An 18,265-nucleotide genomic window follows, 5' to 3' on the forward strand; every position below is an offset into this window, starting at 1 on the left:
CTTAAGTATAAATTCAAATTTTTCTACAATTTCTATATATAGAGTTTCCAGTTGAACCTTCAGCTTATACTAGAAAATTCATATTCATATATGGAGAATATCTTGGAAGAAATATTATTTTTAATCTATCCCTGTTATCAAAGTAAAAGCTTTGCACAAGCCCATTTATTAGGATTTTAACATTATACATAAATACTAAAAACTTCTTATCGCAATTAATCAACATAAACCTTTATTTCTTTAGTTTAGTAAATTAACAAATAAGCTAGATCAAATTATAGAACTTGATCTAGCTTTAATCAATAAGGATTATTTGAAGCAGATATAGGCATTTACACTACTGTAAAAAATCACTTTATACATAGGATATTTTTACAATAATGAAGTTCTTTTAAATATTTTGTACATAAGCCTTAGTGAAAAATTCGTAAAAAATCTTAAAATTTTTGAATTGTTTGAGGTACGAGTTTTCAAAAGTTCTTAGATTTTTTAGAATTTTTTGCTTAGGCTTATCAAAATATTTAACCGAACTGAAGGTTGTAAAAATATCCGGAGTATAAAGTGATTTTTACTTATAAGTTAAATCCCATTACTTTCAAGGAAATCACGAAGTAAATTCATACATACAGTCTTTCTATATTCTGCTGAAACCCTTCCTTTTATAGGGATAATAACCTTATCATATGCTGCAAGGTACTCCTTCTTAACAGCTTTTGCTTCTTCAATAGTCTTACCAATGAGCATTCTATCAATAACTGGCAGCCTTATAACAACATCTTTAACTGCACCAAAGGCTGTACTGCAATTACAAATTTTATTATTTTCTACATTAAGAATACCAGCAAAAGATACCCTGGAAATTGCTAAGGCATTTCTTGCCCCTACCTTCTTATAATAATAATTGTCAAATTCTTCTTTATTCATAAGAACTTCAACAAGCAGTTCATCTTTTTTGAGGGAAGTCTTTTTTCTACCAAGATAAAATTCATTAATAGGAATAATCCTCTCCTCTTTACTACTTACAATACGCAGTTTAGAATCCGTAACAAAAAAGATAAGTGCACTATCTGCTTTAGGTGAGCCATTACATATATTACCGCCAACAGTACCTAAATTTCGAATTGCAGGTGCTGCAATTTGTGATACTGCTTCTTTTAAAATAGCAGGAGTCAATTCATTTTCAATAACATCCGTAAAAGTACACCCCGCACCGATGTGAATATACTTTTCATCCTCTACTATATTTTTCATCTCAGATACTTTATTTAAGAACAAATATCTAGCATTTTCATCTGCCTTAATCATTAAATCCGTACCTCCTGCATAAGGAGTAACCTCCTCTTTTGCAAGAATATCCAATGCTTCCTTTAAAGATGATGGTCTATAACTATTTACCATAAACCTTTCCCCTCCTTTGCTGCAATACCAATAGCTTTAACAATAGCATTATAGCCAGTACATCTACATAGATTTCCAGAAATGCCTTCTCTAATCTCCGCTTCTGTAGGATCTGGATTTTTTGAAAGTATACATTCAGATGCAAGTATCATACCTGGAATACAAAAGCCACATTGTACAGCACTAACAGAAGCATATGCCTTATCAAGGACTTCAAAACGTTTGGTTTCACGATATCCTTCAATAGTCATAACCCTACTACCTTCTATACTACCTACTGCTACCATACAGGAATTAACTAGTTTGCCATCGAGTATAACAGAACAGGCACCACATTCACCTTCCTTACAGCCGCACTTTACACCAGTAATGTGTAACTCATTTCTAAGTATATCAAGCAAACGCTCACTTCCCCTGGCAGTAGATGTAACTTCTTTTCCATTAAGAATAAATTTTATCATTACTTAAGCACCTCCTGCAAAACCTTCATAGTATCCTCTTGAGTAAATGGAGCTTTATTTAAATCTACGTCAAGTGCATTCTCCATAGCTTCCACATAAGCTGGAGCTGCACCAACAAGAGGAAGCTCACCAGCACCTTTAGCTCCATATGGGCCACAGCTATATGGATTATCTACTATTTCAGTTACAAGATTCGGAACATCTACTGCTGTAGGAATAATATAATCACTATAGCTATTATTACGGATTACGCCTTTATCATTGCATTCCATCTGCTCCATGGAAGCATATCCAATGCCCTGAAGAAAACCTCCCTGCATCTGTCCTTGTATAATGTTCATATCAATAGGAACACCAACATCAAAAATACCCCATGCTCCAGTTACCTTTGTAATAGCAGTAAGTGTGTCCACCTCAACTTCAATGACATTAACAGACCAGGAAAAAGTCGGATATGCGTCTCCTTTGAACTTTTCAAGACTAAATGGAATTATAAAGTCGGGCTCCACAAAATGTTCTTCCACAATCTGTTCTTCTCCAGTTTTCCATTCTCCTTTCAGTTTCTCTGCTGCACGCCTAAGCAATTCTCCAACTACCATTAAAGAACGGCTTGCTACAGTAGGCCCTGAGTCAGGTACATGGTCTGTATCCGGATTATTTATAAGCACCTTATCATAAGAAATGCCAAGGGTATCTGCAACAATTTTAGAAAAAGTAGTTTTAATACCCTGACCTATATCCGAATTGCTCACTAAAAGTTCCACTATATCATCTGCATTTTTTCTAATTTTTACAACAGCTTTTATGAGATCACGTTCTCCACTTCCTGTAAAACCACATCCATGGAAAAATAATGACATGCCAATACCCTTTCGGTATCGTCCCTTTTGATTTTTATACATCTGACGTTTTTTACGATAGTCAGCAAGTTCATCAGCTCGCTTGATCATTTCAGGCAGAGATACATGGAAATGATACTTTCCACTTGTAGAAGTAGAATCGCCTTGTTTAACCATATATTTTTCCTTCAGTTCAAGGGAGTCAACGCCCATTTTCTTTGCAATATGATCCATCATCATCTCTACTGCAAAGAAAGTCTGTGGAGCACCAAAGCCACGATATGCACCGCAAGGTACTGTATTTGTCTTAACTGCACGTCCTACAACACGCAAGTTTTCTACCCTATATACGCCGTTTGCACAAATTACTCCACGCTGTAAAACAACAGGAGAAAGAGTTGTATATGCACCACTATTAAACAGTACATCAATATCCATACCTGTAATTTCGCCATCTTTAACTGCTACTTTATAGGTACAGATAGATGGGTGACGTTTTGAAGTAAACTCCATGTCTTCACGTCTATCAAATATTACTTTCACTGGTTTATTTGCCTTTTTAGCTGCCACTGCAGTTTGACATGCAAGTATAGACGGAAAGTCTTCCTTACCGCCAAAGCCTCCGCCAGTAACATCCTGAATAATCTGAATATTTTTTTCATCATATCCTAAAGCTTTGGAAACTGCACCATACACATAGTAAGGACACTGCATAGAACCACGTATTGTCATTCGCCCATCATGTGGATAAGCAATTATCCCCTGAGTTTCAAGATATGCCTGTTCTTGATAACCAGTTTGAAATGTTTCAACAAAAACCTGATCAGCTTCTTTTAGAGTCTTACAAATATCTCCTTTTTCACACTTGTAATGGAAAAAAACTGTATTAGATTTTTGCATATCCAGAACAGGAACCTGTTCCTCATATACTACAATAATTTCACTTAAAATCCTATTGACTTCTTTAAGGCTAGGTCCCACAACCATTAAAATAGGTTCACCTACATATTCCACAGTATCTTCAGCATAAACGGGTGTATCATTTTCCACAATTGCAACACGATTTACACCTGTTACATCATTTTTGTCAGCAACAAAGTAACCATCAGGTAATTTAGGAATACTTATATTAGTGATTTTTGCCCTTGCCTTTGTGGAATGCAATAGTCTGCCGTAAAGCATATCATCCATCACATGATCATCTACATAAAGGGCATGGCCACTTATTTTTAATTCATGATCTTTTTTCTTTACAGACTTACTAATATTTTTCATACAATACCTCCCTATATTCAATTCATAAAACTCTGCAAAATTTCAGTTTATATAAAAGAGTAATATACTATTTTTTTAACTTTTTATAGAATGTCTCTTTTAATGGCAATTGACTACGAAATTTACCATCTAATCTATAATATGCATGAGAGCAAGCTGGAGCTGTCGGAATCAAACATAATTCTCCACAACCTTTTGCCCCATAAGCTTCAGGAATCTTTCCTTTACTTTGTACAAGAATAACTTCAAGTTCTGGAGCATCTGTTGATCTCATAAGTCCTAATGTGCCTAGCTTTGTCTTAGGATAGCCACCTTCAACTTTAAATTCTTCTGTTAAGGCATATCCAAGTCCCATAACAATACCACCTTCAATTTGTCCTTCAACAGACTGAATATTGACAGGTGTTCCAATATCATAAGCTGCAACTACTTTTTCCACTCTTCCTTCTTCATTCAAGATAACAACCTGAGCTCCATAACTGTAACTTACATGGCTTACTGGATTTTTCTTTGGAGATCCCATTGGGTCTGTCTTCGCAGAATATTCACCATAAAATTCTCTTCCTTCTAAATCAAAAAGAGTCAATCCTTTGTGCAATTCTGCTTTTAATTTTTCAGATACACGCCTTACAGCTTCCCCAGTTACCACAGTCTGTCTAGATGCGGTACTAGTTCCTGAATCAGGTGTATGAAAGGTATCTGCTCTTTCATGAACAGTAAGTGCTGGATTTAAGCCTGTTGTTTCACATAATATGGTAGTACACATTGTTGCAATTCCCTGTCCCATACAAGCTGCAGAAGTTTTTATATGAACTTTTCCATTTTCTACAGATAAAATGCATCGGCCAATATCCTTATTTCCCACTCCAGTTCCACTGTTTTTAAAAGCTATGGCAATTCCTGCATAAGGATTTGATTCATATACATCTTTAACAGCTTCCAAGCATTCTGCCATAGCAACACTTTTATCTGCTATTTGACCATTTGGAAGTACCTGTCCTGGACGAATTGCATTACGGTAACGTATTTCCCAAGGTGAAATACCCACCATCTCTGCCAATAAATTAATATTGTTTTCAGTAGCAAAACAGCTTTGTGTTACACCAAAACCACGAAATGCTCCAGCAACCACATTATTTGTATAAACTGACATACCTAAAATGTCAATATTCTGATAATTATATGGTCCTGCCGCATGAGTACATGCTCTTTGTAATACAGGCCCACCAAGGGACGCATAGGCACCTGTATCTGCAATAATTACACCTTTCATAGCTGTTAAATATCCATTTTCATCACAAGCTGTTGTAAATTCCATTTCCATTGCATGACGTTTAACATGATAATCTAAGCTTTCCTGCCTTGAAAACTTTACCTTTACCGGTTTTTTTGTGTACCATGCCATTAATGCTGCAAGATGCTGAACACTCATGTCCTCCTTGCCGCCAAATCCTCCTCCAACAAGCTGGGAATGACAGTGTATTTTTTCCTTTGGAATTTTAAGCATATTTGAAATTTCACGCTGCTCGTCGTAAACAGATTGTGAGCCAGAATAGAGTAAAATACCATCTTCTCCTTCAGGTGCTGCAATTGCACACTCTGGTTCCATAAATCCGTGTTCCTGAAATGGAGTTTTATATTTTCTCGTCACTACATATTTAGAATTTTTAATTGCTTCATCTGCATTTCCACGTTGAAGAATAGAACGACTCATAATATTCCCATCTGAATGAATTAAAGGTGCATCTGCTCTTAGTGCATCTTCAGGAGAAGTAATCGGTTCCAATTCCGTGTATTCTACATCAACTAATTTGCACACTTCATCCAGCTTATCCTTATGATAAGTTGCCACAAGTGCCAGTGAATCTCCTATATATCTGGTTGTCGCACCTTCTGGAATCATTACATCCCAATCCTGTTTTATGTGTCCAATAATATTATTTGGAACATCCTTGGCCAGTAAAATTTTCACACAATCCGGGTGAGCTTCTGCCTTGCTTATATCAATTTTATTTACAATAGCCCTTGGGTATTTAGATCGAACTGTTTTGGCATAAATCATTCCAGGCAGCTCCATATCATCTACAAAAATACCTGTTCCATTTACCTTTTCGTCTACATCCACACGCTTAAATTTCTGATTCATCTTCAATTTACCTACAGGAGCTGGTATCTGAAGATTGTCCCTAAAATATTTTGCTGCCATTAAAATAGCTTCTTCAATTTTTTTATATCCAGTACAGCGACAGATATTACCTCTAATCGCCTTTTTTACATCTAACTTTGTTGGATTAGAATTGACATCTAATAAAGCTTTTGCACAAATTACCATCCCAGGAATACAAAAGCCACACTGTACTGCACCTGCTTCTCCAAAACAATATTCGTAAACTTCTTTTTCCCTGTGACTTAATCCCTCAACAGTTAAGATTTTCTTTCCTTCAAATTTTGATACTTTTTGTACGCAAGCTTTTACTGCTTTTCCATCTACTAAAATAGTGCACGTTCCACATGCACCTTCGCTGCAACCGTCCTTTGCAGAAGTGATTTTCAAATCATCTCTTAAAAAACGCAATAGGGGTTTATCAGTATTCGAAGCTACATCCTTACCATTAATATTTAATGTAAACATAAATAACCTCCTATTTTATAAAAATTTAACAATTTATTGTTATAATTATTATAAAACGGAGGCTAACCTTTATCAAATTCTTTGTGAAAAGAACTTGCTTTTTGCATTAAAATAGTCTATCAAATTCATCTTTTGCATACTGACGAACATTGTGTTCAAATTGCTCATATTTCTTTAAAAATTTCATACCTTCTTCGGTTAAATAAGTTTTTCCACCATTTCGTCCACCATGTTTCCTTTTAACCACTGCATATCCTAATTCTTCTTCCAACTGATTCAGCATATTCCACGCTTTGCTATAGGAAAGTGCCATGTGTTTACATGCATTTCGTACAGAATGTGTATTCTGAATTAAAATCAAAAGCAATTTTGTTCTTGAATTAAAAAACATAGACTCCTTTTCAATACTTATTTTAACAAAAGGATGTAAAATCCGCTGGTTATGTTTTTTTAGAAGTTTTTCCAATTGGCAAGGATCTCCTGTATCACTTAAAATTCCTTCGTCATCCACATCCATCAACTGTATTTCAATTCCAATGTTTTTGATAGCCCCCTCCATCCCTCCATTACCATCATATTTTAAAACTTGAGGGATTAACTTAGAAGATATCAAAAGGGGGTGTCCAGTTTTTCCATGATAAGATGGTGATAGCAATTGTTTATCACATTCTATCATCTTTTGAATAGTTTCCGGTGTAAATAGTGGGGCACTTACTGGATTAAATATTACTTGATCACATTTATTCTTTAAAAAATCCAATCCTATTTTTGCAGAATCAAGCATTTGTGAATTTTCGTATTCTCCATTATACAAAAATATAACTCCATAATAAGCTAAATTACGTTCAATTTCCTCAGATCTATACCCTGTAATTACCACAATTGGTGAAACCCCAGCCTTTTGAAAAGTTAAGACAATTCTTTTTACTATAGTGATGGAACCAATTTTGCGTAGTGGATATGTTTCATCTTTCTCTGACGTTTTTCCTGCAGCAGCAATTATACCTCCTGTTGTTTTTTTCTCTTTCTCCATATCCATACTCCTTATCTAGCTGCAACTTGCATATATGTACAATTTAAGACTATATGTTTCTAGTCCAAGTGTAAAAATAACTAATTTTCTTCTTTTAAACACTGTTCAATAAGCCCTTCGGCTACATCAAAATACTTTTTCAAATCAAACTTGCCTTCATCAATAAGATACTGTAGTGATGCTCCTAACATTAATGATAGCATTATATATGTTAGCATATCTTTATATTCATTATCTACACTGTCTTTAAATTCCCCTTTATTTAAAACTTTACTAATGCCGCTGCGCCATATATTAAAAGTTTTTTGAAACTTTTCCCTTATTTCCTCATTTACTGTACCTTGAACCCAATAATCAAGTTGTACATAATCTAATTCTTTATTATTTAAAATGTCATCTTCCTTTTGTTCAAAAAATCCTCTTATATTTTCTAAAACACTTTTATTTTCTAAATCTATATATTTCTTACGGTTCTCTGAAAATTGCTTTTGTATATCATTTAAAAGGGCTATCATTATATCATTTTTAGTTGGAAAGTAATAATGCAAATTAGCCTGACTTCTCTCGGTTTCTTTTGCAATCATATGCATACGGGTACCGCTTATTTTTTCCCTTGCAATTACTTTCATAGCAGCATTTAATATCTCTTTTTTTGCATCTTTTGGCATAGTATAACCTCTTTCTCGTAACAATTATAATCTACTATAAAATTATACTCTAAGTTTAAATTTTACGCAAAATTTGTATAGAAACTCCATATGCTATACTTAAATATCTGTAAATAAATCTATAAAACTAAATTTAGAATAATCAAATAATCCCCTTGAAGTTATTTTTATCTCTGGAATTACGGGAAGTGCCATAAACCCAAGTGTTATAAATGGATCAACTTCTTTTTTAATTCCAAACTTTACTGCTAATGAATTTAATTTTATAATTTTATCTACTACCAAAGATGGATTCTCAGATGTCATAAGTCCACCTATTGGTAATTTTAAATACTCTAACAATTTACCTTCAGATACAAATACTATACCTCCATTATTGCATATAATGCTATTTACTGCTATCTCCATATCTTTATCATTGTCACCTAATACAATTATATTATGAGAATCATGGGCAATTGTCTGAGCTATAGCCGCTTTTTTGAGTCCTAGACCTTCTATGAACCCAACAGAATGTTTTCCACTGTTTTTGTGCCTCTCTATCACAGCTATCTTATTTACAACTTCTCCCTTACTTTCAACACATTCAACTAATCCTTCATTTATTTTAACTTCTCTCTTTTCTTTTTTAGTAACTAGTCCTCCTGGCTGCACATTTATTACATTTACAAATTTGCCTTTAGCCTTAATCTTAAATAAGTCTTCTTTTATATAATCTACATTTACTGAAGGCTTAGCAAAAATATCTTTAAACATATGATTATCTTTATATATTTTACCATCCTTAATTACATTTTTAATCTTCAATTTTTTCATATCTTCAAATATTACCAGATCAGCCTTCATACCAGGTGAAATAGCACCTCTATCCCTTAAGTTATAACAATTAGCTGCATTAAATGATGCTATCGTATATGCTTTTATAGCATCTAATCCTTCAGCTATAGCAGTTCGTATACAATTATCTATACTTCCCTCATCTACTAAATCCTCAATATGTCTGTCATCAGTACAAAACAAAAATCTGCTATAATTTTTGTCATTTACTGCAGGTAATATTTTTTTCAGATCTCTAGCTGCAGATCCTTCCCTAAGCATTACATACATCCCATTTCTCACTTTTTCTAAAGCTTCTTCATAATTGGTACATTCATGATCTGTTCTAATGTTGGCACATAAATAAGCATTAAGTTCTTTATCATTAATTTTAGGACAGTGTCCATCTAAACTTTTTCCATACTTGTTTACCATTAAAATTTTTTTCAGCATCCCTTTATTTCCTGAAGTAACTGCATTAACATCCATTACTTCTCCAAGTCCTAAAACTTGAGGATCTTCAATAAACTTTTCTAAATTATCTGCTTCAAGCACTGCACCATTATCTTCAAAATCTACTGCCGGAACACAAGACGGAAGCATAAAAAATATATCTCCATCCCCTTTTTTGCTGTTTTCCAGCATAAATTCTATACCTTTTTCTCCTAAAACGTTTGCTATCTCGTGAGGATCTGCAATAATTGTAGTAACACCTTTTTTAATAACTAAATCAGAAAATATTTCCGGAGTTACCATGGAAGATTCTATATGAACGTGAGAATCTATAAACCCTGGTGCTACAAAAAAACCATTACAATCAATTTCATGGTTTCCCTCATATTTACCCATTCCTACAATTATCCCATCATTTATTGCAATATCCTTTTTTTCAACAGTCTGAGTAAATACATTTATTATAAAAGCATCTTTCAGTACAAGTTCTGCTTTTATCCTGCCCATAGCAGCATCGATTTTATTTGTCAATTCATTCATCTACTCACTTCTCCAATCTATTAAAATGCCCTATTATGATCTTACTTCCGCAGTTTAAAAATATTGCGAAGCAAAGCTTCGCAAGTTAAGAATTAATAATGAAAAATTAATAGTGAAGGATGATTTTTAGCTATTGCAAAAAATCCACATTAACTATTAATTCTTCACTCTTAACTATTAACTAAAAAAGTTGCTTCACAATGTTTTTATATTAAGTCAAAATCTCATATGTGTAAAAGTTGAATATATAATATATATTACTCTACTCAAACGGAAGTAGTAAATACCTTAACACAAATAATACGGCAAGAACATACACTATTGGGCTAAGTTCTTTACCTCTACCAGTAGCTATTTTTACTATAGGATAAATGATCATTGCAACTGCAATACCATTTGCTATACTATAACTAAAAGCCATTAATGAAATAGCGAAGAAACATGGTAATGCTTCTGTAAAATCACCAAAATCTATATTTTTGATTACTCCCATCATTAAAGCACCTACTATAATAAGTGCTGGTGCTGTAGCCTGTGAAGGAACTACTCCAACAAGTCCTGAGAAGAATAATGAAAGAATAAATAATATACCTACGGTTACTGCTGTGAGACCGGTTCTTCCTCCTGCTGTAACACCAGATGTTGATTCAACATAGGTATTAATAGTACTTGTTCCGAAAAATGATCCTGCAGTTGTTGCTACTGCATCACAGATAAGAGCTTTCTTAAGTCTTAAAACTTTACCGTTTTCATCTACCATCCCTGCCTTTGTAGCAGTTCCAACAAGTGTTCCAATAGTATCAAAAAGATCAACCAAACAAATTGTTATAACAACCATAACAAAACTCAAAATTGCTCCTGCTATAGAAGTACCTCCTTTTGAAAAAAGGCCAGAAAAATCAAAAGCTGCAAAAGTAGGTGCAAGAGAAGGTGGTGCACTAAAGATGTGTAAATTTGCAAGAGAAGTAACTTTAAGTGGTATACCTATAAGTGTAGTTAAAACAATACCTATAAGAATGGATCCTGTAACATTTCTTGCCATAAGTACACCAATTATTAAAACTCCTATTATGGTAAGCAATGTTCCTGGTTGTGCAAAATTTCCAAACCCAACAAGTGTTGATTTATTTGAAACTATTATTCCACCACTTTTCAAACCAATAAGTGCAATAAAAAGTCCTATACCACCAGACATAGCATATTTTAAATTTTGAGGTATAGCATCAACAATTTTTTCTCGTATGGATGTAACTGTAATAATTATAAACAAAATACCTGAAGTCAGTACTGCAGTAAGAGCTTGGTGCCAATTAAAACCTAATGTCAAACATACTGTGTAAGTAAAGAATGCGTTAAGACCCATACCTGGAGCTTGAGCAAAAGGCAAATTTGCATAGAACCCCATTATAAATGTTCCAACAGCAGCAGCTAGACAAGTAGCAACAAATACCGCTGACACAATAGGATCAGAGCCTACATTAAACTTTGAAGCCGCATCTCCAACTACACCTGCTGAATTCATACCTGCTATCCTAAGGACACTTGGATTAACAAATATTATATAGGCCATAGTAATAAAAGTAGTGAATCCAGCGAGAATTTCTGTCTTTACATTTGTGTTATTGTCTTTCAACTTAAAGTATGATTCTAGAAACGAATTTTTCTGTCCATTAACTCCACTTTCCATAAATTAACCCCCATTATAAAATTATTTAAAGTTCCAAAACCTGTTAAGTTAAAGAACTTTATTTTTAATAACACTTAGGCTCCTCTATTTTTTTGCCCGCTACATATCTCTCCTTAATATTTCTGTCATCTCCAGTATAAATAAACTTTTGCAGCCTTTCTTCTATTGACAATTGTTTAAATATAGATAAACTGCTATCATCAATAACAAGAGCATCAAAGTCATATCCATTTTCAAAGCTTCCTACTTTACCAAAAAACTTTCCTCCACCTTTTGTTGCCAGATAAAATAATTCCGCAGTACTAAAAGGCTTATCTACTTTACTGCTTTGAAGCCATTTTAAATTTGATGCCTGACCACTATTTACAATTACATTTGTCATTGACAAACTATGTCCTGCAGATATATCACTTCCAAGCCCTACAGGAATACCTCTTGTTACAAACCTTCTAATAGGTGCAATTCCACTTGATAAATTACAATTTGAGCTAGGATTGTGAGCAATAAATACATTCTTTCCATTCATTAATTCAATTTCATCTTCATCTACTAAAATACAATGAGCCATAATAGTAGGTACATCACCCAATAGTCCTGCTCTGTCATATACTCTAGCGTAATTTTTACAATCTGGATGTAACTCCTTAACAAATTTGACTTCATCATTATTTTCACATAAATGTGATTGTACTGGGACATTGTACTTTTTAGCTAAATTTCCTAAGTTCTTTAATAACTTCATACTGCAGCTTGGAACAAATCTAGGTGTAATTATAGGCTTGACAAGTTCATATTTTGTAGAATATTCCTGCAATATTTCTTCTGTATCATAAACTGAATTTTCTGTACTTTCTACCAAATATTCTGGTGAATTTCTGTTCATGTTTACTTTTCCCACATATGCTGATAATCCTGACTCCGCAAATAAATCCATTAAAAGTTTTGTTGAATCTTTATGAATAGTTGCAAAAACACATGCCCTTGTGGTACCAAATCTCCACAAATCTCTTATTAAAGCTGAGTACACCTTTTTTGCATAGTTAATATCTGCATATTTTGCTTCCTCAGGAAAAGTATATTCTTGAAGCCATGGCATCAGTTCTTTGTCAAGCCCTAATCCTAAGTTTCCATATTGTGATGCATGTAAATGCAAATCAACAAATCCTGGTATTATAATTGCATCTCCATAGTCTATAACCCTTGTATTTCTAAACTTTTCAGGAAAATTTTTATATACACCTTTAACACACTTACCTTCAACTACAATATACCCATTTTCAAATACTTCAAATTTGCCAAAAGTTTTAGTAAAGATAATATTACCCTTAACAATATATATGCCCTCCATTAAGCTGCCCCCTTTTAAGTTATTGTAATTTTTGCATTTAAAGATTAGAAATAGAAATTTAAATAAGATATTAATACATTATTATTAAAAATGATTGTAAATTAGAATACTGAAGAGTTAAATATGATATAATCTATACTCAAATAAGTTAATTTAATATAGCATACCATATAATGTGTGATGGTATAGTATTGTTTTTACTTATACTAACTAGTTCGTCCATTTTTATTATAAATCTGAATTATACTTCTGTCAATATATATTAATTTTGTAATAATATATTATAAAATTAAGCAAAAGTGTAAAATTTATAAGCTTTCTAACTTAAAAATAAACTTATACGCAGAAACATTTTACAATTATGAAACCCATTTAAATATTTTAGATTTATCAAAATATTTAAATGGGCTGAAGGTTGTAAAAATATTTAGATTATAAGTTTATTTTTTGCTTTATAACCATATACTTCTTTTACATTTCTATTTTATATTTTTTAATCTTGCTGTACAAAGTATTTCTCCTAATTCCCAATGCTGCTGCCGAATGAGTTATATTTCCCTTAAACTTCTTCAACACCTTTACTAAATGTTCCCTTTCCACGTAATCCAATTTTAAGCAGTCTTCATTAATATTTACAAGTACATCATTATTACAACTTTCTTCTGAAAAATAACCTGCAGGTACAGATTCAGTATTTATAATTAATTCCACTACATTTTCTAATTCCCTTATGTTTCCAGGCCAACTGTAGTTAATCATTTTTTGTAAATATTCTCCTGGTATAACTGGTTGTTTTTTACTTAATTTTTGTGATATGCTCTTAATAAAATATTGAATAAGAATAGATATATCCTTTTTTCTTTCTCTAAGTGGTGGTAAATATAAAGGCAGTACATTTAATCTATAATATAAGTCTTTTCTAAACCTTCCACGCTCCACTTCTTTTTTTAAATCTCTGTTTGTGACAGCTACAATCCTAACATCCACAGGTATAGATTTTGAACTCCCAATTTTCGTTATTACGCCTTCCTGAACAACTCTTAGAAGCTTTGTCTGCATATCAAGAGGCATTTCTCCAACTTCATCCAGCATTATAGTTCCGCCATCTGCCAATTCAAATTTTCCAAGGTTGCCACCCTTTTTGGCACCCGTAAAAGCTCCTTCTTCATATCCAAAAAGCTCTGACTCTATAAGCTGTTTAGGGATAGCTCCACAATTTAAAGCTATAAAAGGCCCATCTACTCTGCTGCTGTAATTATGAATAGATTGTGCAAATACCTCTTTTCCCGTACCGCTTTCTCCCATTATAAGTATAGTTGATTTACTATCTGAAATCTTTTTGGCATACTCTATTATTCTCATAAAGCTTTCATCTTGGCCAATTATTTTATCAAAAGTATAGTAAGCCTGACCATCATTTCTTTTCCTTGCCATTTTGATTTCTTCAAAAACATATACTACCTCAACGTTATCATCTTCACAGTTATATATAGAACTGGTAGTTAGTTGATATCTAGTTTTATTTCTCACAGCCACTATGTTTGTTTCTTTTGAAGTACCTTGGCCTAAATATATGGACGTCTTTATATCATTCCAGTTTTCTATAATATCTTCCATTTTATCTGCTTCTAACTTATTACCTCTTATACCAAACATATCTTGTGCTTTTTTATTGCAAATTTTTATTTTACCATTTATATCAGAAGTTATTATAGAAACAGGACTAGAATTAAATATATTTTTTATATGCTTGTAATTCATATTTTGAATCTTATTGCATTCTTTTACTTTAAGCATTTCTTCTATAGCATTTGACGCCGCTATAACCATCCCAAGTGTATGAGAATGTACAAATTCGGCATACCCGGTAAGATTCAATACGCCTATAAGTCTTCCTTTACCATCTTTTATAGGTGCTGCAGAACATGTCCATTTGTGATATGCTCTAATGAAATGATCATCTCCAGAAACTTGAACTGGCATTTTAGTGCTTATAACCATACTCATAGAGTTAGTTCCAATATTTTCTTCATTCATAAAAGCCCCTGGTACCATTTTTAAAGAAAAAGCTTTCGAAAGTATTTTTTCATCTCCCAATGCATTTAATATACATCCTTCTCCATCAGTAAGTAATACAAAGAAGTTGAAACCCTTTACAAAATTAATTAGCTGCTCCATATAAGGTGCCGCGGTCAATATTAGATTTCTGTTAGCTGCAAATTTTTTCTGTAATTCATTATCATATAATATTTTTTTACTAAAAACCTGGCGTGAATCAATACCAAACTTTTTACATCTTTCATGCGAAAGTTCTATATCCGTCTTATATACAGCTTCATTATCCAATTTAGAAGTAACTGTGTTCACTATAATCCCCCCCATTATAATAACAATTTCCAATTCCACTCTCCATTACTAAAGGAAAGTTCATTTATACACCCATAGGGTTGATTTATTTTAAATATATCCTGCATAGATATTGATAAAATATTCTTTAGTATAACTCTATTAACTCCTGCATGGGAAATTATAATTATATTGCCACTAGTGCTATTTATAATAGATTTAAAAACAGGGATAACCCTTTTCTCAAGATTTTTAAAACTTTCTCCACCTGTTGGTACAAAACCTCCTATATCTTCTCCTCTACTTTTAAACTGCTCTGGTAAAGAACTTTTAATAAAACTAAAAGTTTTTCCTTCCCATTCTCCCATGTTTATTTCCATTAACTCATTTACTATAATCTTATCTATATTTCTATCTTCTAAAATTATATGTGCTGTTTCAACACATCTCTTTAGAGGACTTAAATATACTTTCTCTATGTCTATTTTTTCAAAAAATCTTTTTAGTTTTAGCACTTGTAAAGTACCTTCTTCATTTAAAGGTATATCTGTAATTCCTATGTAACGTTTTTCATTACCTACATTTATTTTTCCATGTCTTATTAAATATATTTTTCTACTCATAGCTAAAATTTTTCCCCAATACATTCTCTATCTTTTTTTCGATTTTTCTAGCTTCCCCAAACCTTTTTCTCACTTTATTTAATGCTTCAAGATTATTTGAAAATTTTGAAGAATATTCAGAAAATCTTTTTTCTAATCCTACTAATTCGTCTTCCTGAACAACTTTATCTGCCAAGTACAGTAGCTCTCCTTCTGTAATATTATCTTCTTCATTTACCTCTATATCCATGTGAGTTGCTATTATTTTCGCTATATTCGGGTAACCCAAGTCACTTAATATTCTAGCCCCTTCTTTAGCATGATTTTTTTCTTTTCTAGCCAAATCATGCAAAAGTCCTGCAGCTAACATTGTATTCTTATTAAAATTATATTCTTTACTATTTAACTTATTTAAAACATTTAGGGCTATTTCTGATACCTTATTACTATGTCTCCTTATATTACAAGGTACACCATATAAGTCTAAAATGCAATAACATTCTTCCAAATTAGGTGCTTTTAAATAAAAATATTCTAGTAATTTTTTATAGTCTTCTTTAATATCCATATCCATCAATATACCTTGGTCTGGAACCGAAACTCTTATAGAATCATTGTCAAACTTTTGAAGTATTCTCTTTAGTCCCCCTTCACCATCACTTTTCATTATTTCTGATCTATACTTACAATCTATGAAGGGAGGATGCCCTGATTTTTCATTAAACTTAGGATATATAATGCCCTTACCATACTCCATATATTTATCTTTTAACATATTTACAGTATGTGTTTTTATGAGAGGTATATCTACAGGATTCATAAAAAATCCTTTTACATCCTCTTGCAATACTTCCATACCCTTTACTATGGAAGAAAACATGCCCTTTGAATAATCTTCATTTTTTATCCACCTAACTCCTAAATCTTTAATTACATCTATTACTTCATTTTGCCTGTGGCCTACTATTACTACAATATCATCAATTTTTGAAGCCTTAAAAGTATTTATTATCATTTCCACTGCAGTACATTCTCCAAATTTCAAAAGTGGTTTAAAGTCTCCCATCCTTGAAGAATATCCTGCCGAAATGATAATGGCCCCTAATTTATCTTTTTCCATTAAAAGTCTCCCTTTTTACCTTTATTAGTTCTGCCACAATACTTATTGCTATTTCTTCAGGAGTTTGTGCATATATAGAAACACCTATAGGACTATGTACCCTTTTTAAATCTTCCTCTGTATATCCTTCATCCAAAAGACTCTCATAAACAAACTTCCTTTTGCTCTTGCTTCCTATCATCCCTATATACTTTGCATTAGTCTTAAGCATCTGCCCTAATACTTCCTTATCGTAAGCATGGCCTCTTGTAACTATTACTATATAACTATTACTATCTACCTTTATATATTTAAGAATATTTTCAAAAGAAGGAATTGCTTTTACTTCTTTTACATCTTTAAACCTTTCCTTATTTGCAAATTCCTGTCTATCGTCTATAACAACAATGTCAAAATCCAGACTTTTGGCTACTTCTGCAATTTTTTGTGCTACATGTCCCGCACCTATTACATATATAGTTTGAGTATTTAAAACAGGTTCTATTAAATAATGTTCCTCTTCTAGGTCAGTATACTTCATAGTAATATTTTTAAAATTTTCTTTTATTTTTCTAATTATGTACTGAATCTTTTCATCTTCTTTTCCATAAAATGATGCTTCACTACAAATCCATTTATCTGTGCCTTTTATGCTTTTTCCTTCTTCAGGTATTCTAGTTATAATTGCAAAATTATCACCTTTTCTCTTCAGCTTCTGCACATTTTTATACATTTCCACCATATCACTGTCTTTATAATCTACATATTCCAGAAGCAATTTAAGATCTCCACCGCAGGCAGCACCTAAAGCCTCTGCACCTTCATTTGTAAGTGAACAATTTTTAATTATATAAGCCTCATTTTCAAATATCCTTGAAGATAATTTTATGGCCAATGCCTCAAATATGCCTCCACCTATAGTTCCTATAATAGAAAAATCCCTTTTTATAATCATCTTGGTACCTTCTTCTCTAGGCGCAGATCCAGATTTTTCTAGAATAGTGGCCAAAACAAAATCTTCTTTTTTATCCAGAAGATTATTTATCATCTCATATATATCTTCCACAT

13 protein-coding genes are annotated in these 18,265 nt (G+C 32.6%); all 13 read right to left on the minus strand.

The genetic code is table 11. The features are described from left to right. Positions 1-579 precede the first annotated feature (579 nt). Positions 580-1,398 carry a xanthine dehydrogenase family protein subunit M gene (locus B5S50_RS01965; RefSeq protein WP_217302941.1) on the minus strand — a complete coding sequence of 273 codons (819 nt, stop codon included), beginning with the start codon at positions 1,396-1,398 and terminating at the stop codon, positions 580-582. After that, positions 1,392-1,859, minus strand: coding sequence for a (2Fe-2S)-binding protein (locus B5S50_RS01970; protein WP_065078038.1), 468 nt, complete (start codon positions 1,857-1,859; stop codon positions 1,392-1,394). Before B5S50_RS01970 ends, B5S50_RS01965 begins: the two co-directional genes overlap by 7 nt. Further along, a complete protein-coding gene (locus tag B5S50_RS01975) occupies positions 1,859-3,973 on the minus strand; it encodes a xanthine dehydrogenase family protein molybdopterin-binding subunit (protein ID WP_217302942.1) in 2,115 nt (704 codons plus the stop codon). The genes B5S50_RS01970 and B5S50_RS01975 overlap by 1 nt, the downstream gene beginning before the upstream one ends. A gap of 67 nt (positions 3,974-4,040) precedes the next feature. Further along, entirely contained in the window at positions 4,041-6,605 is a 2,565-nt protein-coding gene (xdh, locus tag B5S50_RS01980) for a selenium-dependent xanthine dehydrogenase (RefSeq protein ID WP_217302943.1), read from the minus strand. 106 nt (positions 6,606-6,711) lie between these two features. Continuing rightward, positions 6,712-7,638 (minus strand): NTP transferase domain-containing protein, encoded by a 927-nt coding sequence (locus tag B5S50_RS01985; RefSeq protein WP_217302944.1) that lies wholly within the window; start codon positions 7,636-7,638, stop codon positions 6,712-6,714. An 80-nt stretch (positions 7,639-7,718) separates the two neighbouring features. Then, a complete protein-coding gene (locus B5S50_RS01990; protein ID WP_217302945.1) occupies positions 7,719-8,306 on the minus strand; it encodes a TetR/AcrR family transcriptional regulator in 588 nt (195 codons plus the stop codon). Between the two features lie 99 nt (positions 8,307-8,405). Continuing rightward, positions 8,406-10,115 (minus strand): adenine deaminase, encoded by a 1,710-nt coding sequence (gene ade, locus B5S50_RS01995; RefSeq protein ID WP_217302946.1) that lies wholly within the window; start codon positions 10,113-10,115, stop codon positions 8,406-8,408. 262 nt (positions 10,116-10,377) lie between these two features. After that, positions 10,378-11,802 carry an NCS2 family permease gene (locus B5S50_RS02000; protein ID WP_065078032.1) on the minus strand — a complete coding sequence of 475 codons (1,425 nt, stop codon included), beginning with the start codon at positions 11,800-11,802 and terminating at the stop codon, positions 10,378-10,380. A gap of 64 nt (positions 11,803-11,866) precedes the next feature. Further along, positions 11,867-13,150, minus strand: coding sequence for a guanine deaminase (guaD, locus tag B5S50_RS02005; protein ID WP_217302947.1), 1,284 nt, complete (start codon positions 13,148-13,150; stop codon positions 11,867-11,869). Positions 13,151-13,621: 471 nt separating this feature from the next. After that, on the minus strand, positions 13,622-15,532 hold the full coding sequence (locus B5S50_RS02010; RefSeq protein ID WP_217303752.1) for a sigma-54-dependent Fis family transcriptional regulator: 1,911 nt from the start codon (positions 15,530-15,532) through the stop codon (positions 13,622-13,624). Further along, entirely contained in the window at positions 15,532-16,119 is a 588-nt protein-coding gene (gene cobC, locus B5S50_RS02015; protein WP_013239046.1) for an alpha-ribazole phosphatase, read from the minus strand. The genes B5S50_RS02010 and cobC overlap by 1 nt, the downstream gene beginning before the upstream one ends. Further along, positions 16,112-17,218 carry a DVU_1551 family NTP transferase gene (locus B5S50_RS02020; RefSeq protein ID WP_217302948.1) on the minus strand — a complete coding sequence of 369 codons (1,107 nt, stop codon included), beginning with the start codon at positions 17,216-17,218 and terminating at the stop codon, positions 16,112-16,114. Before B5S50_RS02020 ends, cobC begins: the two co-directional genes overlap by 8 nt. Then, complete coding sequence (locus tag B5S50_RS02025) at positions 17,205-18,263, minus strand: XdhC family aldehyde oxidoreductase maturation factor (protein WP_063601693.1); 1,059 nt, start codon at positions 18,261-18,263, stop codon at positions 17,205-17,207. Before B5S50_RS02025 ends, B5S50_RS02020 begins: the two co-directional genes overlap by 14 nt. Positions 18,264-18,265: the final 2 nt, after the last annotated feature.

The organism is Clostridium sp. 001 (assembly GCF_019056555.1).
Classification (GTDB): Bacteria; Bacillota; Clostridia; order Clostridiales; family Clostridiaceae; genus Clostridium_B; species Clostridium_B ragsdalei.